The organism is Mycobacterium sp. TH-M116, from assembly GCF_057473685.1.
Genome location: NZ_JBYCLC010000361.1, coordinates 12,347 through 36,548, shown reverse-complemented (window position 1 = coordinate 36,548; position 24,202 = coordinate 12,347). Strand labels below are relative to the sequence as shown.

The 24,202-nt window shown below is 69.3% G+C and carries 22 protein-coding genes; 9 read left to right on the top strand and 13 right to left on the bottom strand.

All coding sequences use genetic code 11. The features are described 5' to 3' along the window. A partial coding sequence (gene glnA, locus AC2VOK_RS18775; protein ID WP_428901814.1) for a type I glutamate--ammonia ligase occupies nucleotides 1-1,394 on the bottom strand: 1,394 nt, incomplete at its 3' end. A gap of 210 nt (nucleotides 1,395-1,604) precedes the next feature. Between glnA and AC2VOK_RS18770 the strand changes: the two genes are divergently transcribed. Further along, complete coding sequence (locus AC2VOK_RS18770) at nucleotides 1,605-2,027, top strand: RDD family protein (RefSeq protein ID WP_428901813.1); 423 nt, start codon at nucleotides 1,605-1,607, stop codon at nucleotides 2,025-2,027. 26 nt (nucleotides 2,028-2,053) lie between these two features. Here AC2VOK_RS18770 and AC2VOK_RS18765 read toward each other — a convergent pair whose 3' ends face one another. From AC2VOK_RS18765 to sucB, 5 genes are all read right to left on the bottom strand, one after another. Next, complete coding sequence (locus AC2VOK_RS18765) at nucleotides 2,054-2,806, bottom strand: DUF4191 domain-containing protein (protein WP_421528140.1); 753 nt, start codon at nucleotides 2,804-2,806, stop codon at nucleotides 2,054-2,056. 25 nt (nucleotides 2,807-2,831) lie between these two features. Further along, nucleotides 2,832-3,788, bottom strand: coding sequence for a lipoyl synthase (gene lipA / locus AC2VOK_RS18760; RefSeq protein ID WP_428901812.1), 957 nt, complete (start codon nucleotides 3,786-3,788; stop codon nucleotides 2,832-2,834). Then, entirely contained in the window at nucleotides 3,715-4,491 is a 777-nt protein-coding gene (gene lipB, locus AC2VOK_RS18755) for a lipoyl(octanoyl) transferase LipB (RefSeq protein ID WP_428901811.1), read from the bottom strand. The genes lipA and lipB overlap by 74 nt, the downstream gene beginning before the upstream one ends. 262 nt (nucleotides 4,492-4,753) lie before the next feature. After that, nucleotides 4,754-5,677 carry a TIGR01777 family oxidoreductase gene (locus AC2VOK_RS18750; protein ID WP_428901810.1) on the bottom strand — a complete coding sequence of 308 codons (924 nt, stop codon included), beginning with the start codon at nucleotides 5,675-5,677 and terminating at the stop codon, nucleotides 4,754-4,756. A gap of 4 nt (nucleotides 5,678-5,681) precedes the next feature. Next, nucleotides 5,682-7,481 (bottom strand): 2-oxoglutarate dehydrogenase, E2 component, dihydrolipoamide succinyltransferase, encoded by a 1,800-nt coding sequence (gene sucB / locus AC2VOK_RS18745; RefSeq protein ID WP_428901809.1) that lies wholly within the window; start codon nucleotides 7,479-7,481, stop codon nucleotides 5,682-5,684. A gap of 259 nt (nucleotides 7,482-7,740) precedes the next feature. Here sucB and AC2VOK_RS18740 point away from each other — a divergent pair, with 259 nt between their 5' ends. Further along, the gene (locus AC2VOK_RS18740; RefSeq protein ID WP_428901808.1) at nucleotides 7,741-9,513 is read left to right on the top strand and encodes an SDR family oxidoreductase; all 1,773 of its coding nucleotides are present in this window, start codon (nucleotides 7,741-7,743) and stop codon (nucleotides 9,511-9,513) included. A 219-nt stretch (nucleotides 9,514-9,732) separates the two neighbouring features. Here AC2VOK_RS18740 and AC2VOK_RS18735 read toward each other — a convergent pair whose 3' ends face one another. Continuing rightward, on the bottom strand, nucleotides 9,733-11,280 hold the full coding sequence (locus AC2VOK_RS18735) for a leucyl aminopeptidase (RefSeq protein ID WP_428901807.1): 1,548 nt from the start codon (nucleotides 11,278-11,280) through the stop codon (nucleotides 9,733-9,735). A 73-nt stretch (nucleotides 11,281-11,353) separates the two neighbouring features. Between AC2VOK_RS18735 and gcvT the strand changes: the two genes are divergently transcribed. Both gcvT and AC2VOK_RS18725 read left to right on the top strand, forming a co-directional pair. Next, the gene (gene gcvT, locus AC2VOK_RS18730) at nucleotides 11,354-12,469 is read left to right on the top strand and encodes a glycine cleavage system aminomethyltransferase GcvT (RefSeq protein ID WP_428901806.1); all 1,116 of its coding nucleotides are present in this window, start codon (nucleotides 11,354-11,356) and stop codon (nucleotides 12,467-12,469) included. A 60-nt stretch (nucleotides 12,470-12,529) separates the two neighbouring features. Beyond that, the gene (locus AC2VOK_RS18725; protein ID WP_428901805.1) at nucleotides 12,530-13,636 is read left to right on the top strand and encodes a branched-chain amino acid aminotransferase; all 1,107 of its coding nucleotides are present in this window, start codon (nucleotides 12,530-12,532) and stop codon (nucleotides 13,634-13,636) included. Between the two features lie 60 nt (nucleotides 13,637-13,696). On the opposite strand, the gene AC2VOK_RS18720 is transcribed toward AC2VOK_RS18725, so the two are convergent. Genes AC2VOK_RS18720 through AC2VOK_RS18705 form a run of 4 tightly spaced genes read right to left on the bottom strand, consistent with a single transcriptional unit; the run spans nucleotide 13,697 to nucleotide 16,676 of the window. After that, nucleotides 13,697-14,428, bottom strand: coding sequence for an adenosylcobinamide-GDP ribazoletransferase (locus AC2VOK_RS18720; RefSeq protein WP_428901804.1), 732 nt, complete (start codon nucleotides 14,426-14,428; stop codon nucleotides 13,697-13,699). Further along, nucleotides 14,425-15,471, bottom strand: a complete 1,047-nt coding sequence (gene cobT / locus AC2VOK_RS18715) for a nicotinate-nucleotide--dimethylbenzimidazole phosphoribosyltransferase (protein WP_428901803.1) — start codon at nucleotides 15,469-15,471, stop codon at nucleotides 14,425-14,427. The genes AC2VOK_RS18720 and cobT overlap by 4 nt, the downstream gene beginning before the upstream one ends. Then, nucleotides 15,471-16,019 carry a bifunctional adenosylcobinamide kinase/adenosylcobinamide-phosphate guanylyltransferase gene (locus tag AC2VOK_RS18710; RefSeq protein WP_428901802.1) on the bottom strand — a complete coding sequence of 183 codons (549 nt, stop codon included), beginning with the start codon at nucleotides 16,017-16,019 and terminating at the stop codon, nucleotides 15,471-15,473. The genes cobT and AC2VOK_RS18710 overlap by 1 nt, the downstream gene beginning before the upstream one ends. 27 nt (nucleotides 16,020-16,046) lie before the next feature. Next, nucleotides 16,047-16,676: a DUF3043 domain-containing protein gene (locus AC2VOK_RS18705; protein WP_428901817.1), complete on the bottom strand. Its 630-nt coding sequence runs from the start codon at nucleotides 16,674-16,676 to the stop codon at nucleotides 16,047-16,049. Between the two features lie 246 nt (nucleotides 16,677-16,922). On the opposite strand from AC2VOK_RS18705, the gene AC2VOK_RS18700 reads away from it, so the two are divergent. Together AC2VOK_RS18700 and AC2VOK_RS18695 are read left to right on the top strand one after the other, a co-directional pair. Beyond that, complete coding sequence (locus tag AC2VOK_RS18700; RefSeq protein WP_428901801.1) at nucleotides 16,923-17,999, top strand: glycerate kinase family protein; 1,077 nt, start codon at nucleotides 16,923-16,925, stop codon at nucleotides 17,997-17,999. A 106-nt stretch (nucleotides 18,000-18,105) separates the two neighbouring features. Then, nucleotides 18,106-18,462, top strand: a complete 357-nt coding sequence (locus tag AC2VOK_RS18695) for a HesB/IscA family protein (protein ID WP_428901800.1) — start codon at nucleotides 18,106-18,108, stop codon at nucleotides 18,460-18,462. A 47-nt stretch (nucleotides 18,463-18,509) separates the two neighbouring features. Here AC2VOK_RS18695 and AC2VOK_RS18690 read toward each other — a convergent pair whose 3' ends face one another. Then, a complete protein-coding gene (locus AC2VOK_RS18690) occupies nucleotides 18,510-19,199 on the bottom strand; it encodes an Rv0361 family membrane protein (RefSeq protein ID WP_428901799.1) in 690 nt (229 codons plus the stop codon). Nucleotides 19,200-19,393: 194 nt separating this feature from the next. Here AC2VOK_RS18690 and AC2VOK_RS18685 point away from each other — a divergent pair, with 194 nt between their 5' ends. Continuing rightward, nucleotides 19,394-20,368, top strand: a complete 975-nt coding sequence (locus AC2VOK_RS18685; RefSeq protein WP_428901798.1) for a carbohydrate kinase family protein — start codon at nucleotides 19,394-19,396, stop codon at nucleotides 20,366-20,368. Between the two features lie 91 nt (nucleotides 20,369-20,459). Here AC2VOK_RS18685 and asnB read toward each other — a convergent pair whose 3' ends face one another. Further along, a complete protein-coding gene (asnB, locus tag AC2VOK_RS18680) occupies nucleotides 20,460-22,415 on the bottom strand; it encodes an asparagine synthase (glutamine-hydrolyzing) (protein ID WP_428901797.1) in 1,956 nt (651 codons plus the stop codon). A 166-nt stretch (nucleotides 22,416-22,581) separates the two neighbouring features. On the opposite strand from asnB, the gene ctaC reads away from it, so the two are divergent. Further along, nucleotides 22,582-23,688, top strand: coding sequence for an aa3-type cytochrome oxidase subunit II (gene ctaC / locus AC2VOK_RS18675; protein ID WP_428901796.1), 1,107 nt, complete (start codon nucleotides 22,582-22,584; stop codon nucleotides 23,686-23,688). Between the two features lie 13 nt (nucleotides 23,689-23,701). Further along, nucleotides 23,702-24,121: a cytochrome c oxidase subunit 4 gene (locus AC2VOK_RS18670; RefSeq protein WP_428901795.1), complete on the top strand. Its 420-nt coding sequence runs from the start codon at nucleotides 23,702-23,704 to the stop codon at nucleotides 24,119-24,121. Nucleotides 24,122-24,202 lie beyond the last annotated feature (81 nt).

The following is a 24,202-nucleotide window of genomic DNA, read 5'->3' as shown; positions in this document are numbered from 1 at the left end:
ATCTGGACCGGCAGGATCTCGTTCTCGCGCTTGAAGCTGATCCACGTCTCGATCAGGTCGGGCGTGAAAACGCCTCCCTCGGTGAGGTATTCGTGGTCCTCTTCCAGACGGTCGATCACCGCAGACAGCTGGGTGGGCGCCTGCGGAATGTTGGCGGCCTCCTCCGGCGGCAACTCGTAGAGGTCCTTGTCGACCGGTGCCTGCGGCTCGATCTTGTTCTTGATACCGTCCAGGCCCGCCATCAGCATGGCCGAGAACGCCAGGTACGGGTTGCCTGAGGCGTCGGGGCAACGGAACTCCAGGCGCTTGGCCTTGGGGTTGGTGCCGGTGATCGGGATCCGCACGCACGCCGAGCGGTTGCGCTGGCTGTACACCAGGTTGATCGGCGCCTCGAACCCGGGAACCAGGCGCTTGTAGGAGTTCACCGTGGGGTTGGTGAACGCCAGCAGCGACGGCGCGTGGTGCAGCAGGCCGCCGATGTAGTGCCGCGCGGTGTCCGACAGGCCGGCGTAGCCCGTCTCGTCGTACATCAGCGGGCCGCCGTCCTTCCACAGCGACTGGTGGGTGTGCATCCCGGAGCCGTTGTCACCGAACAGGGGCTTGGGCATGAACGTGACCGTCTTGCCGTTCGCCCATGCGGTGTTCTTCACGATGTACTTGTAGAGCATCATGTCGTCGGCGGCGTGCAGCAGCGTGTTGAACTTGTAGTTGATCTCGGCCTGCCCGCCGGTGCCCACCTCGTGGTGGCCCTTCTCCAGGCTGAAGCCCGCCTTGATCAGGTTCTGCAGCATCTTGTCGCGCAGGTCGACATAGTGGTCGACGGGGGCGACGGGGAAGTACCCGCCCTTGGGGCGCACCTTGTAGCCGCGGTTGGGGCTGCCGTCGAGTTCGTTGGGCGAGCCGGTGTTCCACCATCCCGAGATCGCGTCGATCTCGTAGAACGAGCCATTGGTGCGCGAGTCGAAGCTGATCGAGTCAAAGATGTAGAACTCGGCCTCCGCGCCGAAGTATGCGGTGTCGGCGACGCCGGTGCTGATCAGATAGTTCTCGGCCTTGCGCGCGATGTTGCGCGGGTCGCGCGAGTAGGGCTCCAGGGTGAACGGGTCGTGCACGAAGAAGTTCATGTTCAGCGTCTTGGCTTCGCGGAACAGGTCGATGCGTGCGGTGTCCGGGTCGGGAAGCAGCAGCATATCGGACTCGTGGATCGACTGGAATCCGCGAATCGAGGAGCCGTCGAAGGCCAGTCCGTCCTCGAAAACGCTCTGGTCGAAGAACGACACCGGAATCGTGAAGTGCTGCATGATGCCTGGCAGGTCACAGAACCGGACGTCGACAAACTCGACGTCCTCGTCCTTGACGATCTTGAAGACGTCGTCGGGCGTCGTTTCCGTCACAGCATGCTCCTTTACTTGGTGAGATCCGCGGCCTGACGCTATGAAGCTGATGTTGCCCGTCGGTCAACCCCGTGTTGCGCGCACGTTACGCGACCGTGGCGCCACCGAGAGTGGCCGGGTCGGCGGCGGGCTCTGCGGGTCCTATTGTGAGGCCATGCACCCCGTACTGTCGCACTCGCGTGCCGAAGAGCACCGCCGGGGTTGCGCCCGATGACGCCGGGAGCGCGATCCGCCTACCCTGGGCAGGCGATCGGCCTGCCCCGCAGCGGTGCGGGTTCGCTGGCGCCGATGGGACGCCGCCTGGCCGCGCTGCTGATCGACTGGCTGATCTCCTACGGCCTGGCGGAGCTGGCGCTGACGTTCGGTCTGCTGTCCCAGCGGGAGCTGGCGACGGCGGTGCTGGTCATCTGGTTCGTGCTCGGGGTGGTGGCGGTGCGGCTCTTCGGTTCCACACCCGGCCAGCTGACCCTGGGACTCGGGGTGGCGGCGGTGGACGGACGACAGCCCGTGGGCGTCATCCGGCTGGCCGTGCGGGGGCTGCTCGTCGGCCTGGTGATCCCGGCGCTCTTCACCGACTTCGACGGCCGCGGTCTCCACGACCGAGTGACCGGCACGGCGGTGGTGCGGCGCTGACGATCGGGGCTTTCGGGACCTCGAAGCTACCGGCGGCGCACCGTGCGCTGCACACCGCGCATCTTGCCGGAGTTGGGCAGCGGCCCCTTGGGCATCACCCCGGCGCCCGCGCGCGATCCGAGCGCGGCCATCCGCGACTCCAGCGTGTCCATCTGCTTGACACTGATATTGGCCGGCAGGCGGGTGAGGTGGCGCTCCAGTTTGCCCAGGGGCACCTCACCGTCGCCGTTGCCGACGACGACGTCGTAGATGGGTACGTCGCCGATCAGCCGCGCGTGCCGCTTCTTCTCCTGGGCCAGAAGTGGTTTGACCCGGGCCGCCGATCCCTCGCCGACCAGGATGACGCCGGGCCGGCCGAGCACCCGGTGAACCGCGTCGAAGTGACCGGTCGCAGCGACACCGGGGGTCACCCGCCACTTGCCGCGCAAGTTGTCCAGCACCCATGCCGCGGCGCCGGCCTGGCCCTCGGCTTTGCTGTAGACCGATTTCTGCGCCCTGCGGCTGAAGACGATGAACGTGACCAATCCGCCCAGCAGCACGCCGAGCGGGATCAGGGTGACCATGGTGAGCCCGCCGGCCCACAGGCCGACCGCCACCGAGGCGCCCACGATCAGCACGAAGGTGCCGATCATGTACGGCAGCAGCCGCTTGTCCTCCTGGCGCTGAATGCTGAACGCCTGCCACAGCTGGGCGCGGCGTTCCTTGGCGGCGGCCTTGCGGGCGGCCTGCGCCTGTGCTCTGGCGGCTTTGTTCTCGGCGGCTGTGCGGGATTTAGCCATAGTCGCCAAGGATATGCGGTGCCGGTCAGGGTGCGCAGGCCCCGTCGTCCGGCGCAGCCGGGACGCGGCCACGGGCGGCCTGCTCGTAGAGGCGTCCCGCCCGGTAGGACGAGCGCACCAGCGGCCCGGCCAGTACCCCGGAGAAGCCCAATTCCTCGGCGTGCCCGGCGAACTCGGCGAACTCCTCGGGCCGCACCCAGCGGTCGACGGGGTGGTGGCGCGCCGACGGCCGCAGGTACTGGGTGATCGTGACGATGTCGCAGCCGGCGTCACGCAGGTCGGCCAGGGCGGTGCGCACCTCGTCGGGGGTTTCGCCCAGGCCGAGGATGAGGTTGCTCTTGGTGACAAGACCGAAGTCGCGCGCGGCGGTGAGCACGTCGAGGCTGCGCCGGTAGGTGAACGCCGGCCGGACCCGCTTGAAGATCCGCGGCACCGTCTCGACGTTGTGGGCCAGCACCTCAGGGCGGGACTCGAAGACCTCCGCCAGCCGCGCGCGGTCCCCGTTGAAGTCGGGGATCAACAGCTCGACGCCGGTCGACGGGTTCAGCTCCTTGATGGCGCGCACGGTAGCGGCGTACAGCCAGGCCCCGCCGTCGGGCAGGTCGTCACGGGCTACGCCGGTGACGGTGGCGTAGCGCAGGCCCATCGTCTGCACGCTGTCGGCGACCCGCCGGGGCTCGTCGCGGTCCAGCTCGGCCGGGCGGCCGGTGTCGATCTGGCAGAAGTCACAGCGCCGGGTGCACTGGTCGCCCCCGATGAGAAAGGTGGCTTCGCGATCCTCCCAGCATTCGAAGATGTTGGGGCAGCCGGCCTCCTCGCAGACCGTGTGCAGACCCTCCCGTCGGACCAGGGCCTTGAGCTGGGTGTACTCGGGTCCCATCCGGGCGCGGACCCTGATCCACGGCGGTTTACGCTCGATCGGGGTCTCGGCGTTGCGTACCTCGAGGCGCAGTAATTTGCGGCCTTCGGGTGCGACAGTCACCGACCGATGTTACGCGGGCGACCGGATGGTCCCGTACCGGCAGGACACCGTCCAGGGCGTCGCACACGGCGGCGGCGACCGCCGCGCTCACGTCGTCGACGCCCACCGGGCGTCCCAGTTCGGCCGACAATGAGGTCACTCCGGCGTCGCTGATGCCGCACGGCACGATGGCGCCGAACGCCCCCAAGTCGCAGTCGCAGTTGAGCGCGAACCCGTGCAGGGTGGTCGCGCGGGACACCCGCACCCCGATGGCGGCGATCTTGCGCGCGGGACGTGTGGCGTCGCCCGGGACCCACACGCCCGAGCGGCCCTGGATGCGGGCGGTTTCCAGCCCGACATCTGCGCATACTGTGATCAGCGATTCCTCGAGTCGCCGGACGTAATCGACGACGTCGAGCGGTTCAGCCAGCCCGACGATGGGGTAGCCGACCAGCTGGCCCGGCCCGTGCCAGGTGATCTTGCCGCCGCGGTCGGTGGCGATGACCTCTGCGACGGCCGCGCCGCCGGCCGGCCGCTCGTGCGGCTCGGTGCGCCGCCCGGCGGTGTACACCGGCGGGTGCTCCAGCAGCAGCAGAGCGTCGCGGCCACCGGCGATCCGGGCTTCGGCCAGGTCGCGCTGCAGCTGCCACGCGGTGCGGTAGTCCACCGTGCCCAGCCTGCGGACGTCGATGGGGGTCGGCGCCGACCGGATGGAGTTACTCACCTCGCCGACGCTACTCGGCCGACCGGCCCGCGGCGACGCGGTGTCACGCGGGAATGACGCTCGGTGGCGTTGGTCGCACTGGCGTGACGTTGGCACTGGTCCTGATGGCGGCGACCCGCTTCGCCCGGTTCCGCCGCAGCACCGGCGAGCCGGCACGTAGTCAGCGGACAACCCACCACGGGTGGCGCCACCAGCCACTCGTCACCGACACTCGTCACCAGTCCACGGTCTCGTCGATGAATGCCGAAGTGCCGGTCAGCGGCTATGCCTCGTGGGGCCGGGCGGTGGCGTAGCTCAGCGCCTCGCCAATGGTGTTGTGGTGGAACTGGAAACCGGCCCGCTCGAGCGCGTCCGGGATGGCGCGCTGACCGATGAGCAGCGCCTCGTCGGCGAACTCTCCGAGCGCGGCGCGTACCACCGCACCGGGCAGCGCCAGCGGGGTGGGACGGTCGACCGCGCGGCCGAACGCGGTGGTGAACTCGGCGTTGGTCACCGGCGCGGGCCCGGTCATGTTCACCGGGCCGGACAGTGCGCGATGCGTGATAGCGAACAGCAGGGCGCGCACCTCGTCCTCGAGGCTGATCCACGACATGTATTGACGGCCGTTGCCCAGCCTGGCGCCCAGGCCGAACGAGAACAGCGGACGCATCCTGCGCAGCGACTGGCTCGCCGCCCCCAGCACCACCCCGGTGCGGGCGAGCACGACACGGACCCCACCGTACTGGGCCGGCAGCGTGGCGGCTTCCCAGTCCTGGCACAGCTGGGCCAGGAATCCGCTTCCTGCCCCGGCGCTCTCGTCGACCACGCAGTCTCCGGTGTGCCCGTAATAGCCCACCGCGCTGGCATTGATCAGCGTTTCGACGCCGGCGTCGGCGGCGGCGTTGGCCAGCACCTCGGTCGGAGTGATGCGGCTGTCCCGCAGGCTTTGCTTGAACGCACCCGACCAGCGCCGCTGGTCGATGTTCACCCCGCAGAGGTTGACCAGGGCATCGACCTCGCTCAGCGCGTCGGGATCGAACTCGCCGCTCTCCGGATTCCAGTGCAGCTCTTCGGAATTCGCCGGTGCACGGCGCACGATGCGTAGCACCCGATGGTCCTCGGCGCGCAGCGCGGTCACCAGCGCGGAGCCGATCAGGCCGGACGAACCCGCGATCGCGACAACGAACTTGTCACCAGCCCGGGCCACGCTCTCACAGCCCCAGATCGGCCTCGAACGCTCCCTCTTGGAGCCGGTTCTTGATCGTGGTGAGGAAACGTCCCGCGTCGGCTCCGTCGATGAGCCGATGGTCGTAGGTCAGTGGCAGATAGCAGACCGAGCGCACCCCGATCGACTCGTTGCCCAACTCGTCGACGATGACCCGGGGGCGCTTGACGATGGCCCCGGTGCCCAGCATCGCCGCCTGAGGCGGCACCAGGATCGGGGTGTCGAACAACGCGCCCTGGCTGCCGATGTTGGTGATCGTGAAGGTGCCGCCGGACAACTCGTCGGGTTTGAGATCGCCCGAGCGGGCGCGCGCGGCGATGTCGGCGATCCCCCGGGCCAGGCCGGCCAGGGACAGGTCGCCGGCGTTGTGGATCACGGGAGAGAGCAGGCCCTGCTCGGTGTCGACGGCGAAGCCGAGGTGCTCGGCGTCGTAGTAGGTGATCTCCTTGGTGTCCTCGTTGTAGCTGGCGTTGATGTTGGGGTGGATCTTCAGTGCGTCGATCGCCGCGCGGGCGATGAACGGCAGATAGGTCAGGTTCACCCCTTCGCGCTCGGCGAACGCCGCCTTGGCCCGTGCCCGCAGCCCGACGATCCTGGTCATGTCGACCTCGTGGGTCTGGGTGAGCTGTGCGGTGGCCTGCAGGGATTGCCGCGTCTTGGCGGCGGTGAGCTGCCGGATGCGGCTGGCCTGCTGCGTGGTGCCGCGTAGGTGCGCCAGCGCCGGTGTCGGGGTGGGCGCGGCCTGTCCGGAGCCCGCGGCCACCGTGGGCGCGCCGGCGGGCGGGGTGGCCGCGGTCGCTCGCGTGGCCGGCTCGGCGGCCTGCTTCTTGCGCTCCGCGGCGGCCAGCACGTCCTGCTTGCGGATCCGGCCTCCCACCCCGGTCCCGGTGACCTCGGTCAGGTCGATGTCGTTTTCGTGGGCCAGCTTGCGCACCAGCGGAGTGACGTAGGGCGTCGCCTCGCCCTGCGACTCACCGGTGGGCCGGGCTGGTCCCGGTTCGGCCGTGGGCGCCGGTTCCGGCCTGGGTTCGGCTTTGGGTTCCGGCTTGGGCTCGGTTTTGGGCTGGGGCGCCGGTTCGGGTGCGGGCTCGGTTTTGGGCTGGGGCGCCGGTTCGGGTGCGGGCTCGGGCCGCGACGGCGTGGTGGGGGCGGCCGTGGCACCAGCTTCCGAGCCGATCCGGGCCAACTCGCCGCCGACCGGAACGGTGGCGTCCTCCTCGGCGGTGATGCTGACCAGGACGCCGGCGACCGGCGACGGGATCTCCGTGTCGACTTTGTCGGTGGACACCTCCACCAGCGGCTCGTCGACTTCCACGGAATCGCCGACCTTCTTCAGCCAGCGGGTGATCATGCCTTCGGCAACGGATTCGCCGAGCTCGGGCATCAGCACCGGGGTGGCGTCGCCGGATGCCTGCACGGGTCGTGTGGCCCGCGGTGGGGCCTGTGACTGCGCAGGTGCCGCCGGCTCGGGTTCGGGTTGCGCTGCGGGCTCCGGCCGGCTGGGCGCCTGCGCGCCCGATCCGCCCGACTCGGAGTTGCCGGCGTCGGAGGCGTCGCCGATGACGGCCAGCTCGCCGCCCACCTCGACGGTGTCGTCTTCGTGCGCGACGATCCTCGTGAGCACCCCGGCCGCCGGGGAAGGGATTTCGGTGTCGACCTTGTCGGTGGACACCTCGACGAGGGGTTCGTCGACTTGGACCGTGTCGCCTTCCTGTTTGAGCCAGCGGGTGACCGTCCCCTCGGTGACGCTCTCGCCGAGTGCCGGCATCTGGACGGAGAAGGCCATCTCTTCTGACTCCTCGAATCGCTCGTGGGTCGGCGCAGGACGACGTCCGAATCACCGCACGGTCGCGGACCGCCGGGGCAACAAGGTCGTCGGGACTATCCGGCCTCCATCTTGTCATCGCCCCGCGACGGGCACACATCCAGGGCGGCCGCGCGCCGATGCCGGGGTGACCGTCAACCCTGCTTGCTACGGTGTGGCCACTGCTGGTCACGGTTCCAGTCAGGGGCAGTCGGAGCACATCAGGGGCGGCGGAGGTCAGATGGCGTCACCACAGCGCGTTTCCCGGAATTTCGTCGACAGCGCGGACGGGGTGCGCATCGCGGCCTACGAAGAGGGCAACCCCGAGGGCCCGACCGTCGTCCTGGTGCACGGCTTTCCCGACTCGCACGTGTTGTGGGACGGTGTCGTGCCGTTGCTGGCCGAGCGGTTTCGCGTCATCCGGTACGACAACCGGGGGGTGGGCGGCTCGTCGGCGCCCGGGGCGGCCTCGGCCTACGCCATGGAACGTTTCGCTGACGACTTCGCCGCGGTGACCGCTGCGCTGTGCCCCGGCCGGCCCGTGCACGTCCTGGCGCACGACTGGGGCTCGGTGGGTGTGTGGGAGTACCTGAGCCGCCCGGGTGCGGCCGACCGGGTGGCCTCGTTCACGTCGGTCTCGGGCCCCAGCCAGGACCAGCTCGTCGCCTACATCCTCGGGGGCCTGCGTCGGCCGTGGCGCCCACGGACCTTCGCGCGTGCGCTCAGTCAGGCGCTGCGGCTGACCTACATGGCGTTTTTCTCCGTACCGGTGCTGGCACCGCTGGTGTTGCGGCTGGCGCTGACGAGCAGGGCGGTACGGCGCCACATCGTCGACGGGATCCCCGCCGAGAAGATCCACCACTCCGAGAAACTGGCCGCCGACGCCGCCCGCTCGGTGAAGACCTACCGTGCCAACTATTTCCGGTCGTTCACCCGCAAGCGGCCGATCCCGGTGGTCGACACGCCGGTGCAGCTGATCGTCAACACCGAAGACCCGTACGTGCGGCCCTACGGCTACGACGACACCGCGCGCTGGGTGCCCCGGTTGTGGCGCCGCGACATCAGAGCCGGCCACTTCTCCCCGATGTCGCACCCGCAGGTGATGGCGGCCGCGGTGCACGACTTCGCCGACCTGGCCGAAGGCCGGCAGCCCAGCCGCGGGCTGTTGCGAGCCCAGGTAGGCCGCTCCCGTGGGGATTTCGGCGACACCCTGGTGGCGGTCAGCGGGGCCGGCAGCGGAATCGGCCGGGAGACCGCTTTCGCCTTTGCCGACCACGGCGCCGAGCTGATCGTGAGCGACATCGACGAGGCCTCCGTCAAAGAGACCGCGGCCCAGATCGCCGCGCGTGGCGGGACCGCGCACAGCTATGTGCTCGACGTGTCCGACGGCGACGCGGTCGAGGCATTCGCCGAGCGGGTCTGCGCCGAGCACGGCGTCCCCGACATCGTCGTCAACAATGCGGGCATCGGGCATGCGGGCGGATTCCTGGACACCCCCGCCGAGGAATTCGACCGCGTGCTCAAGGTCAACTTCGGCGGCGTGGTGAACGGCTGCCGCTCATTCGCGCGGCGGTTGGTCGACCGAGGCACCGGCGGGCACATCGTCAACGTGGCGTCGATGGCCGCCTACGCCCCGCTGCAGTCACTGAGCGCCTACTGCAGCTCCAAGGCCGCGTCCTTCATGTTCTCCGATTGCCTGCGGGCCGAACTCGACACCGCCGGCATCGGCCTGACCACGATCTGCCCGGGCGTCATCAACACCAACATCATCAAGACCACCCGCATCGATGCCCCCGAGGGCAAGGCGGAGCAGGTCGACGGCCGGCGCGGCCAGCTCGGCCTGCTGTTCTCGCTGCGCCACTACGGACCCGAGAACGTCGCTACCGCGATCCTGTCGTCGACCAGGAAGAACAAGCCGATCCGTCCGGTCGCGCCGGAAGCCTATGCGTTGTACGGGATATCCCGGCTGGCCCCGCAGGCGCTGCGCAACACCGCGCGGCTTCGGGTCATCTAGCTCCAGCGGTAGCCTCGCCGCGTCGGCGCAGTTCGCCGACTGCGCCTCTCACCACAGTCGCCGGCCGCCATCGATGTCGAGGCCTCAATCCCGCCCGGGAAGCCGGCACGGACACCGATCGGCGACCGAGTCGAATCCTCGCACCGTCACGATTCCGCCCTTCGCCGTCAGACCACTCGGGGATGGCGCAACGCAGGGTCGGTCGGCAGTTCCCATGGGCTAGCCCTGGTCGCAGATGTCCTCGAGCACCGCGCACAGCGTGCGGGTCGGCACGCCCGTGGCGCCCTTGGAGCTGTACCCCCACGGGCCGGCGGTGTTGTAGGCCGGACCGGCCACGTCAATATGCGCCCATGCCACCCCGTCGGCGACGAACTCGCGCAGGAACACCCCGGCCACCAGCATGCCGGCGAAACGCTGGCCGCTGACGTTGGCCAGGTCGGCCACCGCGGACTTCAGGTCTTCTTTGAGCTCGTCGGGCAGCGGCATCGGCCAGCCGTTCTCGCCGATCCGCTGCGAGATGCCCGCGACGCGGTCGCGGAACTCGTCGCTGCCCATCACGCCGGGGATGCGCGAGCCCAGCGCCACGGTCTGCGCGCCGGTCAGCGTGGACGTCTCGATCAAGTAGTCGGGCTTGTCCTCGCAGGCCCGCACGATCGCGTCGGCCAGGATCAGCCGGCCCTCCGCGTCGGTGTTGAGCACCTCGACCGTCGTTCCGCCGTACTGCGTCAGCACGTCGCCCGGTCGCTGCGCGGTGGCCGAGGGCATGTTCTCGGCCATCGGCACCGTGGCGATGACGTCGATGGGCAATTGCAGGTGCGCGGCCAGGGTCACGGTCGCCACGACGGCCGCGGCGCCGGCCATGTCGGAGGTCATGTAGTGCATCGACGCCGCCGGTTTGATCGAGATGCCACCGGTGTCGAAGGTGACGCCCTTGCCCACCAGCGCCACCCGCTTGGCCTGCTGCGGCTTCTTCGCCAGCCGCGATCCCCGGTGGATCAGCCGCACCAGCCGCGGCGGGCGCGACGAGCCCTGGCCGACACCGATGATGCCGCCGTAACCTGCTTTCTGGAGGGCTTTTTCGTCGAGCACCTCCACGTCCAGCCCGACGGATTCGCCCAAAGCCCTGGCCCGCTTGGCGAATTCAGCGGGGAACAGGTGGCTCGGCGGGGTGTTGACCAGGTCGCGGGCGGTGGCGACCGCGGTCGCGACGGCCGCGCCGTGCGCGCTCTGCTTCTTGGCGTCCTTCGAACCGGAGAGCACGGTGATCTTGCGCAGCCCTTTGTCTTTGGGCGCCGTCTTGGCGCTGCGGAACTCGGTGAACCGGTAGCCGCCCAGGATCAGCCCCTCGACCGCGGCCGAGCAGACGCCCTCGCCGGGCAGCTCGCCCAGGGTGGTGAGCACGGTGTCGGCGCTGCCGAGGGACCGCGCCGCCACGCCGGCGGCGCGGCGGATGGTCTCGGCCGGCCATTCCGCTCGCTGCTTGCCCAGGCCGACCGTCAGCACGCTGGCCACCGGCAGCGAACCCACCACCAGCCGGTGGACCTGTTCGCTGCCGCCGGTGGCGTCCAGGGCCCGCAGGCCGGCCTCGATCTCGGCGACCGCGCCGGCAGGAAGGAACGACTCGGCAGACGCCAGCACCGCACCCGGCTTGTCGTCCTCGCCGCTCGAGACGACCGGCACGAGCAGCACCGTGGAGCCCGTGGTGCGTTTGGGCAGCGAGGTGGCGACGTTGACGGTGGGGGACTGATAGCCCGGTTCGGTGGTCACGGGAAATCACCCTAGTCACGTGAGGCGGGGCCCGGCCCGGCAGCCTCACCGGCGCCGATTAGGGTGGGACGGCGTGAGCGACGGGTCAGAGCTGCTGCACGGACCGCTGGAAGACCGCCATCGCGAGCTGGGTGCCAGCCTCGGCGAATTCGGCGGCTGGCTGATGCCGGTGTCCTACGCCGGCACTGTCAGCGAGCACAACGCCACCCGCGATGCCGTCGGACTGTTCGACGTCAGCCACCTCGGCAAGGCGCTGGTTCGCGGGCCGGGCGCCGCGGCGTTCGTCAACTCCGCACTCACCAACGACCTGGGCCGCATCGGCCCGGGGAAGGCCCAATACACCTTGTGCTGCACCGAATCCGGTGGGGTCATCGACGACCTGATCGCCTACTACGTCACCGACGACGAGATATTCCTGGTGCCCAACGCCGCCAACACCGCCGCCGTCGTCGCGGCGCTGCGGGCGGCGGCCGAGGCCGGTTCGGGATCCGGCCTGACGATCACCGACCAGCACCGCGCCTACGCGGTGCTGGCCGTGCAGGGGCCGAAGTCGGTTGACGTGCTCGGGGATCTGGGGCTGCCGACCGACATGGAGTACATGGCCTACGCCGACGGCTCCTACTCCGGGGTGCCGGTGCGGGTGTGCCGCAGCGGCTACACCGGCGAGCACGGCTACGAACTGCTGCCGCCCTGGGATTCGGCGGGGGTGGTGTTCGACGCGCTGCTCGCTTCCGTGCGTGCCGCCGGCGGGGAGCCCGCCGGCCTGGGCGCCCGCGACACCCTACGCACCGAGATGGGCTATCCGCTGCACGGGCACGAACTTTCGCTCGACATCTCGCCACTGCAGGCCCGGTGCGGCTGGGCGGTCGGCTGGAAGAAGGCCGCCTTCTTCGGCCGCGATGCGCTGCTGGCCGAGAAGGCGGCCGGGCCGCGGCGGCTGCTGCGCGGGCTGCGCATGGTCGGCCGCGGGGTGCTGCGTCCGGGACTCACGGTGCTGGCCGGGGACACCCCGGTCGGTTTCACCACCTCCGGAACGTTCTCGCCCACGCTGCAGGCCGGCATCGGGCTGGCGTTGATCGACACCGGCGCGGGCATCGAGGACGGCCGGCGCGTGACCGTCGACGTGCGTGGCCGCTCCGTCGAATGCGAGGTCGTGCGGCCGCCTTTCGTCGCGGCGAAAACCCATTAGCGCTCGGTAGCTTTCACAGTGGCGAAAGGCCGCTTCGCAGCCGGAGATACAATCGGCGCCATGACGAGCGGCTTCCCTGAATTCACGGTTTCATGCTCGCCACATCCTGCGTCCGGCGAGGAACGCGAATCCATCCTGGCCGAGCCGGGTTTCGGAAAATATCACACCGACCACATGGTGTCGATCGACTACACCGACGGCCGGGGCTGGCATGACGCGCGCGTCACCCCGTACGGGCCGATCGAACTGGATCCGTCGGCCATCGTGCTGCACTACGCGCAGGAGGTGTTCGAAGGCCTCAAGGCGTATCGGTGGGCCGATGACTCGATCGTGTCGTTCCGTGCCGAGGCCAATGCCGCCAGGTTGCGCTCGTCGGCCCGCCGGATGGCGATGCCGGAGCTGCCCGACGAGTTGTTCATGGGTTCGCTGTGTCAGCTCATCGGCGTCGACAAGACCTGGGTGCCCGCCGCCGGCGGGGAAGACGCGCTGTACCTGCGGCCGTTCATCATCGCCACCGAGCCAGGGCTGGGGGTGCGGCCGGCAAAGCAGTTCCGTTACCTGTTGATCGCCTCCCCGGCCGGCGCCTATTTCAAGGGAGGCGTCAGCCCGGTCAGCGTCTGGGTGTCGTCGGAGTACGTCCGGGCGTGCCCGGGGGGCACCGGCGCGGCCAAGTTCGGCGGCAATTATGCCGCCTCGCTGCTGGCACAGGCCGAAGCCGCCGACAACGGTTGCGACCAGGTGGTCTGGCTGGACGCCGTCGAGCGCCGCTTCGTGGAGGAGATGGGCGGGATGAACATCTTCTTCGTCTTCGGCAGTGGCGGATCCGCGCGGCTGGTCACCCCGGAGCTGTCTGGCTCGCTGTTGCCGGGTATCACGCGGGATTCGTTGCTGCAGTTGGCGATCGATGCGGGATTCAGTGTTGAGGAGCGCAAGGTCGATATCGACGAGTGGCAGAAGAAGGCGGCCGCCGGCGAGATCACCGAGGTGTTCGCGTGCGGCACCGCCGCTGTCATCACCCCGGTGTCGCGGGTCAAGTACGGCGACGGCGAGTTCACCATCGCCGACGGCGAACCCGGCGAGGTGACGATGGCGCTGCGCGACACGCTCACCGGAATCCAGCGCGGTACCTTCGCCGACACCCACGGCTGGATGGCTCGGCTCGGGTAACCCACGCGAGCAGACCGAAAAGCCCCCGAAACCGGCGGTTTCGGGGGCTTTTCGGTCTGCTCACCCCTGGAAGGCCGCCAGCGTCAGCGCGCCGACCGTCGTCGTCAACTCGATCGCGGCGCCCAGCACGTCACCGGTGATGCCGTCGAACCGCCGCACGCAGTGCCCGGCCAGGACGGCGCCACAGCCCAGCGCCACCAGCACCGCCACCGGGCCCTGCCACGGCAGCGCCCCGGCTGGCACGGAGACGGCGAGCAACACCGCGACCCAGGCCGCCACCACCGGTGCGGGCTGGCTGCCGGCGACGCGGACGCCCAGCGCGCTTCCGTCGGCCGCCGGCACCGAGCGGCGACAGGCCAGGACCGCGGTGACCCGGCCGGCGACGACCGCCACGACGATCCCCGTCGGCCGCAGGGCTGAGAACGCGAACCCCTGCAGCGTGATCATGAGCACGACGGCAGCCACGCCGAACGCCCCGGCGGATCCCTGCCGCATCACCGCCAGCGCGCGCTCCGGTGGCCCGTAGCAGCCGAGCCCGTCGGCCGTGTCGGCGACACCGTCGAGGTGCAGGCCGCGGGTCGCGAGCAGCAGCGCCACCACGGCGAGCAGTCCGGGCAACGGGCTGGCCGTTCCGAACGCCGCCGCGCCGCCCCACACGACAGCCGCGGCCAAAAGCCCCAGGGCGGCGCCGACCACCGGAAACGCGGTCATGGCGCCGCGGCCCATCGGCTCGGCGCGGGGCACGGGCAGCACGGTTCCGAAAGCGAAAGCCGTTGCCAGCGAACGCATCACGGGAATGCGCGGTCGGAGACGCCGGCCTCGCCGAAGGTCGCCATGGACGCCAGCGTGGCCACCGCGGCCCGCAGCACCGGCAGCGCCGTGGCCGCGCCGCTGCCCTCGCCCAGCCGCATCCCCAGGTCCAGGATCGGCTCCAGAGCGAGGGCCCCCAGGGCCAGCGAGTGGCCCGGCTCGCGGGAGCGGTGACCGGCCTGCCACCACTGCCGGGCGCCCGGGGCCAGGTGCTCGGCGACCAGCGCCGCGGCCGTCACGGCCATGCCGTCGAGCAGCACCGGCGTGCGCCGCGCGGCCGCTTGCGCGCAAAAACCCGCCATGGCGGCCAGGTCCGCACCGCCGCAGCAGCGCAGCAGCCCGACCGGGTCGGGCAACACCAGCCGCGACCGGAACAGAGCGTCGCGCACCGCGGCCGTCTTGCGCGCCCACGCGGCGTCGTCGATCCCGGTGCCGAACCCGACCACAGCCACGGGCTCGGTGTTGGTCAACGCCGCCACCAACACCGTCGCGGGGGTGGTATTGCCGATCCCTATGTCGCCGGGGATGAGCAGGTCGGCGCCGGCATCGACCTCTTCGTCAGCGATGCGCCGGCCCGCGGCGATCGCGGCGACGGTTTCCTGGTGGGTCAACGCGTCCTGCACGCTGATGTCGCCGCTGCCGTGCCGCACCTTGTGGACGGCGATCCGTTCGGAGGCGGCGTCGGCGTCGACGGCCAGGTCCGCGACCCGTACCGTCGCACCGGCGATCTCGGCCACCACGTTGATCGCCGCCCCGCCGGATGCGATATTCGCGACCATCTGGGCGGTCACCTCCGGTGGATACGCCGACACTCCGGCGCGGGCGACGCCGTGGTCGCCCGCGAACACCACCACCCGGGCGCGTCCGAACTGCCGCGGAGGGCACCGCGCCTGACATGACGCGACCCAGACCGACAGGTCCTCGAGGCGGCCGAGCGCTCCCCGCGGCTTGGTCAGGGTGTCCTGGCGAGCGCGGGCGGCGGCAGCGGCAGCCGCATCCGGCGGCGGGATCGGCGGGAATTCCATCAGATTCCCGAGGGCTTGATGGGCACCGCCTGTCCGGCCACCACCAGGACCACTCGATCGCACACCTCGGCGACGCGCTGGTTGAGGCTGCCCAGTTCGTCGGCGAACCGGCGGCCGGACGCGGTGGGCGGCACCACGCTCAGCCCGACCTCGGGGCTGACCAGCACCAGTGGGGCGGCGAAAGCCGCGACGGCGGTCAGTATGTCGTCGATCATCTCGTGGACGGGCAGCGCCGGCGAACCGTTTCCCCACGCGTTGTTGCGATCCAGCGCGGCGGTCAGCCAGGCGCCGAGATCGTCGATGAGCGCCGGGGTGTCCGGCGACTGCCGCAGCTGGGCCGCGATCTCCTCGGTTTCCACCGTCGCCCAGTGCGTGGGCCGCCGGCCGCGGTGCCGGGCCACCCGCTCCGCCCAGGCCGGGTCGGCCTCGTCGACCCTGCCCGGGGCCAGGTAACGGACGGGCCGACCGGGTGGCAGCTCCCCGGCGATGGCTTTCTCGGCCCAGCGTGACTTGCCGGACCTGATCCCGCCCAGCACCAGCGTGCGCACCGGGGTCAGGCGGCTTTCAGGCGAGGCTCAGCCGACACTGCTGCCGCGTTCGACCTGGGGCTTCGGCGCCCGCATCCTGCGCATCTGGGACGCCCGACTGGCGGCGTAGAGACCGATTTTCCAGCGGCTTTCGGTGTTGTTCGGGAATTTCGCATCGACCATTCTGGTCACCCTGCGGCCCAGGATGAGCGCATCGACAGACATCACCGCCATCACCAGCAGCATCGCCGGGGACATGTAGAGCTGCACCTGCGGGACCGCGAACATCACGAACAGCAAGAACAGTGTCGCCGGCATGAACAATCCGAGCAGGTTGCGCCGGGCGTCCACCACGTCGCGGACATACCGGCGCACCGGCCCCTGATCGCGCGGCAGCAGGTAGGCCTCTTCGCCGGCCATCATGCGTTCGCGGCGGTCCGTCATCCTGGCGCGGCTGGCGGCCTTGTCGGCCCTGCGTTCCTCGCGGCTGAGCTTGGGCTTGGCCAGGGACCTGCGTCGGGCCCGCGCCTCCGATGCGGTCATGGGTGCCGGCGCGACCGGCCCCTTCTTGGCGCTGCGCCGGGCGTTGTTGCGCTTGGGGGTGGGACGGCCTTTGGGTGCGGTCCGGCGTGACTCGCCGAGGGCCCCGTCGCCGGTACCCGAGACCGGCTCCGGCACGTCTTCCCCGAGGTCGTCTTCGTGGTTCTTCCTGCGGCCCAGTCGCTTCACAGCCGTCAGGTTACTTCGCGCCGCGGCCGGCGCGTGGGATCGCCCCGGAAAGCATTCCGGTTGGCGATGCGCCGACGGCGAGGATGGCCCTACGCTTAGGCCTGTGCTGAACGGCTGCCTGTGATGGACGACGGCTCGATGGCCTCGGATGGTGCTGCCGTCGGTCTCAGGCCAGGTCGTCTCCAGCTACCGGCCATGCTGGTGCTGGTGGCCCCCGACTGCTACGGCGACAGCCTGTCGGCGGTAGAGGCAGCCGCCTCCATCGCGACCGGCTGGAACCGGTCACGCCCGGGTGACCGGTTCATCGTGGCCCCGCAGTCCGATGGCGGCCCGGGCTTTGTCGAGGTTCTGGCCAGCCGGCTGGGGCGGAAACGGTGTCTGAAGGTGTCCGGGCCGCTGGACACGACTGTCGGCGCCGACTGGGTGATGGATGCCTTTTCGTCGACGGCCTATCTGGAGTGCGCCCAGGCCTGTGGTCTGGCCCTGCTGGGTGGCCCGCCGACCCCGGAGACGGCGCTCGCGGCCCACAGCAGGGGAGTGGGCCAGCTCATCGACGAGGCGCTGTGCTACGGGGCAAGGCGGATCGTGGTCGGGCTGGGTGGCAGCGCGTGCACCGACGGCGGCCAGGGCATGATCACCGAGCTCGGCGGGCTGGACGCCGCCCGCCGGAAACTGGCCGGCATCGAGCTGATCATCGCCTCGGACACCGAATACCCGCTGACCGGGCCCTGGGGGGCCGCCCGGGTGTTCGGGCCGCAGAAGGGTGCCGACACCGCCGCCGTCGCGGCCTTGGAGGTGCGCCTCGAGACGTGGGCGCTGGAGCTGGAAGCCGCGGCCGGACGTGACGTGAGCTCCGAGCCCGGAGCGGGCGCCGCCGGCGGCATCGGCGCGGGGCTGCTGGCGCTCGGCGCTCGGTGCGAATCGGGCGCCCAGATCATCGCCGAGCACACCCACCTGGCTGACGACCTCGACATCGCGGAGATGATCCTTACCGGGGAGGGGCGGCTCGACGAGCAGTCACTGCACGGCAAGGTGGTGGGATTCCTCGCCGACGAGGCCCGCCCACGGGGCATCCCGGTGATCGTGCTGGCCGGACAGGTCGGGCTGGACAACTCGGCGGTGCGCACGGCGGGCATCATGTCGGCCTTGTCGATCGCCGACTACGCCGGTTCGGCGCGACTCGCGCAGGCCGACGCGGCCAACCAGCTGATGGGACTGGCCTCCCAGGCGGCGGCTCGACTCGGGAATAGCGGTCCGGCGAGGTACCGTTGAGCAAGAGGGTTTTTTCGGAGTCGATCGGGCCCTGCTGACGCGGACCCACTCAACCCACTGAGGCATGCATGGGCATGCAGTACCGATGAGGCATGTAGGAGAAGCAATGACGGTGCAAAACGAGTCGGATGCCAAGACCCACGGCGTGATCCTGACCGAGGCCGCTGCCGCCAAGGCGCAGTCCCTGCTCGAGCAGGAGGGCCGTGACGACCTGGCGCTGCGCATCGCGGTTCAGCCGGGCGGCTGCGCGGGCCTGCGCTACAACCTCTTTTTCGACGATCGGACGCTGGACGGTGATCTGACCGTGCAGTTCGGCGGCGTCAGGCTGACGGTGGACCGGATGAGCGCGCCCTACGTCGAGGGCGCCTCGATCGACTTCGTCGACACGATCGAGAAGCAGGGCTTCACCATCGACAACCCCAACGCCACCGGTTCTTGCGCCTGCGGGGACTCCTTCAACTGACCTTCAGCTGACTCGTTGACGTTGACGGCAGCTCCGGCATTCGGGCTCTAGTACGAACCGCCGGTGCGCAACACGTACGAGCACACCATGATCTGGCCGCGCTGGAACAGCAATTGCGCTATGCCCTGCACCTGCCCGTGCCCGCGCATCGCGCCACCGAACGTGGGCGAAACGCGCATCGTGAACAACACCTGGGCCTGATACTGCGACAAGTACACGATCTTGTCGATCGAGGTCACCTCGACCTGGGAGAACTGCTTGCGGAAGGCGTCGCTGGCGAGCCTGGCCAGCGCCAGGTCCGACCGCTTGTCGCGCACCCCGTCGTACATGCCGCACAGAGCGTTGTGGACGACGACATCGAGATCGCGGTGGTCCAGCGCGTTCAGGTAGCCCTGAATGGCCGTTGTGGCCGCACCCTCCGAGAACGTCGCGCCGGTGTTGGCGCCGTTGGTACGGACCCCGTACACGATCGCCACAGTCGTCGTGGCCGCCAGGGCGACGGCCACCAGGACACTGACCAGCAAACGTCGCTTGGACCGTCGCTGCGGGTAGCCGACCGGCGCCGGTGGCGGACCTGCATAATTGAGCGGCGGGGGTCCCGCAGGACCCCCCGGCGCAGGACCGAAGGTCGAGTCGCCGACCGCGTGATCGTTGGGGTACTCGAACGGCCGCGACGCTGCGGCCGGCGCTGGACGGTCATGGCCGACGGTGTGGTTCGGAGGGTGCGGACCGGCCATCGTGGATCTCCTACGGTGGTAGTTGGGGCGCCCGGTAAAGGGTCGGCGGCGGGTGACCGCCCGCTCGTCGGGGCTCGGCGACTGGTGAGGTTTGTAGGCAGGCTAGCGCACCGGTTCGCCCGGACCGCGGACGCAACGACGGTCAATGCACGCGAGTAAGGTAGACAGTCTTATTAATGAAGGGTGGAGATTTCGTGACGATCGCGGTGACTGGGTCGATAGCGACCGACAATCTGATGCGGTTCCCGGGCCGCTTCTCCGAACAGCTGCTGGCCGATCATCTTCAGAAGGTCTCGCTCAGCTTCCTGGTGGACGACTTGGTGATCCACCGCGGCGGCGTGGCCGGCAACATCGCCTTCGCCATCGGGGTGCTCGGCGGTGACGTGGCCCTCGTCGGTGCCGCCGGTGACGACTTCGCCGACTACCGCGAATGGCTGCTGGCCCACAACGTCAACTGTGATCACGTCCTGATCTCAGATAGTGCGCACACGGCGCGCTTTACCTGCACCACCGACGTCGACATGGCCCAGATCGCATCGTTCTACCCCGGCGCCATGTCGGAGGCGCGCAACATCAAGCTCGTCGACGTGATCTCGGACCTGGGCGAGCCGGAGTTGGTGATCATCGGCGCCAACGACCCCGAGGCGATGGTCGTGCACACCGACGAATGCCGCAAACTGGGGCTCCCGTTCGCCGCCGACCCGTCCCAGCAGCTGGCCCGGTTGTCCGGAGACGAGATCCGCAAGCTCGTCGACGGCGCCGAGTACCTGTTCACCAACGACTACGAATGGGACCTGATGCTGTCCAAGACCGGCTGGACGGAAGCCGACGTCATGGCGCAGATCGGCCTGCGGGTCACCACGCTGGGCCCCAAGGGGGTGGACGTGGTGCAACCCGACGGCACCAGCATCCACGTCGACGTGGTGCCCGAGACCAGTCAGGTCGACCCCACCGGCGTCGGCGACGCGTTCCGCGCCGGCTTCCTCACCGGGCGCAGCGCCGACCTGAGCCTGGAGCGCTCGGCGCAGTTGGGCTCGCTGGTGGCCGTGCTGGTGCTGGAGTCCACGGGGACCCAGGAGTGGACGTGGGATCACGAGGTCGCCAGGACCCGGCTGGCCGGGGCCTACGGCGACGAGGCGGCCGCCGAGATCGCCGCGGTGCTGGCTTAGTCTCCGCGAGCAGTCCCTCGCAAGGGGGAGGCGCCCCCAGCAAAAGCCCCGATTTCGGCCTGAAATTGCGGGCTTTTGCGACTGCTCGCCATCAAAGCTGGACTGGGTAGACCGGTTCGCTGATCTGCGGTGTCACGCTCTGGTCGACGAAGATGGCGTGCCACAGCATGAAGATCAGCACAGTCCACAGCCGGCGGCTGTGATCGACGACGCCGTTGCGGTGCTCGTCGAGCATCCGGCGGACAGCGGGCACGTCGAGCAGGTGACCGGCCTGCGACGAGTCGACCATCGCGTAGGCCCACTCCATGAGCTCACCGGCGCGCAGCCAATGCCGGATCGGCACCGGGAAGCCGAGCTTGGGCCGGTGCAGTACGTGCGCCGGCACGACGGGCTCCAGCGCGCGGCGCAGTGCGTACTTTGTGGTCTTGCGAGTGATCTTCGCCTCCACGGGCAGCCGCGACGCGACGGCGAAGACCTCCGGGTCCAGGAACGGCACCCGCAGCTCCAGCGAGTTGGCCATCGTCATCTTGTCGGCCTTGACCAGGATGTCGCCGCGCAGCCAGGTGAACAGGTCGAGGTGCTGCATGCGGGCCACCGGGTCCAAGCCGGCCGATTCGGCGTACACCGGGGCGGTGACGTCGGTGTGTGTCCAGTCTTGGCGGAATCCCGGCAGCACGTCGCGCAACTGCGCGTCGGAGAAGCTGCGGGCGTTGCCGTAGTAGCGCTGCTCGAGCGTCAACGAACCACGGTGCAGCAGGCTCTTGCCGCGCATGCCCTCGGGCAGCGGTGTGGACACCCTGCCCATCGACTTGCGCAGCGGCCGCGGCAGGTAGTCGAAGGGCCGCAACGAAAGCGGCTCCCGGTAGATCGTGTACCCGCCGAACAGCTCGTCGGCGCCCTCACCGGAGAGCACCACCTTGACGTGTTTGCGGGCTTCGCGCGCGACGAAGAACAGCGGTACCAGCGCGGGGTCGGCCACCGGCTCATCGAGGTACCAGACGATCTCGGGTAGGGCCGCCACGAACTCCTGCGGGGTGACGATCTTGGCGATGTGGCGGGCGCCGATGGCCTCGGCGGAGGCCACCGCGACGTCGATCTCGGAGAATCCCTCCCGCTCGAAGCCGGTGGTGAACGTGATCAGCCGCGGATTGTGCCGGATGGCCAGCGCCGCGATGGCGGTGGAGTCGATGCCCCCGGACAGAAAAGCACCCACGGTGACGTCGGCGCGCATGTGCTTTGCCACCGAATCCTCGAGCACCGCGGTGATCTCGTCGTAGCGGGCTTGTTCGGCGTCACGGGTCAGTGGCACCGGCGCGAAGCGCGGCGCGAAGTACCGGGTGACCTCGGGCTGCCGGCCGGGACGGATCCGGCCGTAGCAGCCCGACTCCAGCCGGCGTACCCCGCGGTGCAGCGTCTCGGGCTCCGGCACGTACTGCAGAACCGTGTAATGCTGAACCGCCCGCTCGTCGATCCCGGTGTCGAAGCGCAGCAGATCAACCAGATCCAGCAGGCACTTCTTCTCACTGGCCACCGCGGTGCCGCCGGCGCCGGTGGCGACGAACAGCGGCTTGATACCGAAAGGATCACGCGCGCAGAACAATTCACGAGTTTCGGTGTCCCACAGGGCGAATGCGAACATGCCGCGCAGGCGGCCCAGCACCTCAGTGCCCCAGTGGTGGTATCCGGCGACGATGGCCTCGCCGTCACCGTCGGTGGCGAACGCGGCGCCGTGCCGGGCGGCAAGTTCGTCGCGCAGCTCAAGGTAGTTGTAGATCTCGCCGTTGAACACCAGCACGTAGCGGCCGGGATGTTCGGGCGGCCCCCAGCGCAGCGGTTGATGCGAGTGGGCGATGTCGATGATCGACAGCCGGTTGAAACCGAATACGACCGCGCCGTCGGCGTCCGGATCGGTCCAGGTGCCCGGCTCGTCGGGCCCTCGGTGGCGCATCAGGTGCGACGCACGCGCGACGGACGCGTCGGCCCGGGCTGCCCCATCGGGGGCCGCAGCAACCGCCGGGGCCGCGACAAAAGCCAACAGTCCGCACACGGCGCCCCAGTATGCCGCACCTGGCTGCTGGTTGTGTTGCCCGGCCGCGAGAGGTCACCGGCGGATGCGGCGATCTGGAGAATGGTGCAGCCGGGGTTTCGTCGCCTGCGTCAGAGCCGTGGTCTACGCTGCGTAGTATTCGATATCCGAGTCTGGAGGCGCCAACGTGACACCTCGCGAGCAGGTCCGTTCGCACCGTTTGTCGCAGGTCAGGTTTCAAGGGCTTTCGGGTGGCCTTCCCGTCAGCGTGCGGGGGCTGTTCCGGCGTCGTCGGCCGCTGGCACTGGCCGGGATGCTGGGAGCGCTTGCGGTCAGCGTGAGTGGCTGCAGCTGGTCGCAGGCGCTGGGGATGGGCTGGCCGGAAGGCATCACCCCGGAAGCGCACCTGAACCGGGAGCTGTGGATCGGCGCCGTCATCGCCTCCCTGGCCGTCGGCGGCATCGTGTGGGGGCTCATCTTCTGGTCTTCGGCCTTCCACCGCAAGAAGGCGACCGACACCGAGTTGCCCCGCCAGTTCGGCTACAACATGCCCTTGGAGCTGGTGCTCACGGTGATGCCTTTTCTGATCATCTCCGTGCTGTTCTACTTCACCGTCGTGGTCCAGGAGAAGGTGTTGCACATCGCCAAGGACCCGGACGTGGTGATCGATGTCACCGCCTTCCAGTGGAACTGGAAGTTCGGTTACCAGCGCGTCGACTTCAAGGACGGCACCTTCACCTATGACGGCGCCGACCCCGCCCGCAAGAAGGCCATGGTGCCCAGGCCGGTGGGAGTCGACAAGCATGGCGATGAACTCGTCGGCCCGGCGCACGGGCTCCACGGCGAGGACCTCAGCTACCTCAACTTCGACAAGATCGAAACGTTGGGGACCACCACCGAAATCCCGGTTCTCGTGCTCCCCGAGGGCAAGCGCATCGAGTTCCAGCTGGCGTCCGCCGACGTGGTGCATTCGTTCTGGGTGCCCGAATTCCTGTTCAAGCGTGACGTGATGCCCAACCCGAAAGCGAACAACTCCGTCAACGTGTTCCAGGTGGAGCAGATCGACAAGACCGGCGCATTCGTCGGTCACTGCGCCGAGATGTGCGGCACCTACCATTCGATGATGAATTTCGAGGTTCGGGTGGTGTCGGCGAACGACTTCAAGGCCTACCTGCACCAACGTATGGAAGGCAAGACCAACGCCCAGGCGCTGCAGGCGATCAACCAGACTCCCGTGGCGGTGACCACCCATCCTTTCGACACCCGCCGTGGTGAATTGACCACAAGCCAGTAGGTGAGGACGCTCAATGCATATCGAAGCGAGGCTGTTCGAGTTCGTCGCCGGGTTCTTTGTCATCGTGGCGGTGGTTTACGGGGTGTTGACTTCGTTGTACGCGACCGGTGGCGTGGAGTGGGCGGGCACGGCCGCGCTGGCGTTGACCGGCGGCATGGCCCTGATCGTGGCCACCTTCTTCCGGTTCGTGGCGCGCCGGCTCGACACCCGGCCCGAGGACTACGAAGGTGCTGAGATCAGCGACGGCGCAGGCGAATTGGGGTTCTTCAGCCCGCACAGCTGGTGGCCGATCATGGTCGCGCTCTCAGCCTCGGTGACGGCGGTCGGTGTCGCGCTGTGGCTGCCGTGGCTGCTTGCCGCAGGGGTGGTTTTCATCCTCGCGTCGGTGGGTGGGTTGGTCTTCGAGTACTACGTCGGGCCCGAGAAACACTGATTTCGGAACGCGAAGGTCACAATCGGATCACGTGACCGGTGGCCAGTTCGCCAGGACGATTTTGGCGCTTTCGGTTCGGTA